At 46.4% G+C, this 1,078-nt stretch carries 1 protein-coding gene; it reads right to left on the bottom strand.

Annotated elements, in window-relative coordinates:
* On the bottom strand, nt 1-1,078 hold a 1,078-nt coding region (locus tag H9Y04_RS49095), incomplete at both ends, for an S-(hydroxymethyl)glutathione dehydrogenase/class III alcohol dehydrogenase (protein WP_214662305.1).

The raw sequence follows: 1,078 nt of genomic DNA, 5'->3' as shown, positions 1-1,078 counted from the left end.
CGAATGCAGTGTTTATCTTGTCCAAAGGATGTCTGTGGGTAATGAACTCGTCCACCTTCAATTTGCCTTGCATGTAATCGTCGACAATGCCGGGCAATTGAGACCTACCCTTGACACCTCCAAATGCTGCTCCTTTCCATACTCTTCCGGTAACCAATTGGAAGGGACGAGTAGAAACCTCCTTGCCAGCAGCAGCCACTCCAATAATAATCGAAGTACCCCAACCTTTGTGACATGCTTCCAAGGCACTTCTCATGACATTGACATTACCAGTACAGTCAAAAGTGTAGTCACATCCACCGTCTGTCATCTCGATTAACTTGTCGACAATAGTGGTGCCCTCTGGTAATTTAGTAGGATTGATAAAATCAGTAGCACCAAACTTCTTACCCCATTCTTCCTTAGCATCGTTAGTATCCACCACAATAATCTTGGCGGCTTCACGCTGAAAAGCACCTTGAACCACCGACAAACCCACACATCCAGCACCAAAAACAGCAACATTGTCTCCCTTTTGAACATTGGCAGTAATAGTAGCTGCTCCGTATCCAGTGGTGATACCACATCCAAGCAAACATGTTCTGTCGGAAGCAGCTTCAGGGTTGACAGCAACAACTGAAATATCTGCAACCACAGTATACTGCGAAAAGGTGGAACATCCCATAAAATGCAACAAGTCCTTACCCTTACACTTGAATCTCGAGGTTCCATCGGGCATCACTCCCTTTCCCTGTGTGGCCCGGATCTTTCCACACAAATTGGTCTTTCCTGATTTGCAAAATTTACACTCTTTGCACTCCGGGGTATACAAGGCAACGACATGGTCTCCCACCTTGACTGACGTAACTCCTTCACCCACGGATTCAACAATTCCAGCACCCTCGTGTCCCAAAATAACAGGGAATGCTCCCTCTGGATCTACACCACTTAAAGTGTAGGCATCAGTGTGGCAAACACCGGTGTGGAGAATCTTGATTCTCACTTCGTGAGCTTTTGGAGGAGCCACTTCAATTTCCTCAATGGAAAGTGGTTTATCTGCTTCCCAAGCAACGGCAGCTTTACAGGTGATGGTTTTTCC

The organism is Streptomyces polyasparticus (genome assembly GCF_014493765.1).
In the GTDB taxonomy this organism is placed as follows: domain Bacteria; phylum Actinomycetota; class Actinomycetes; order Streptomycetales; family Streptomycetaceae; genus Streptomyces; species Streptomyces polyasparticus.
The sequence above is the reverse complement of the archived record's forward strand: the minus strand, read 5'-3'. Positions and strand labels throughout refer to the sequence as shown.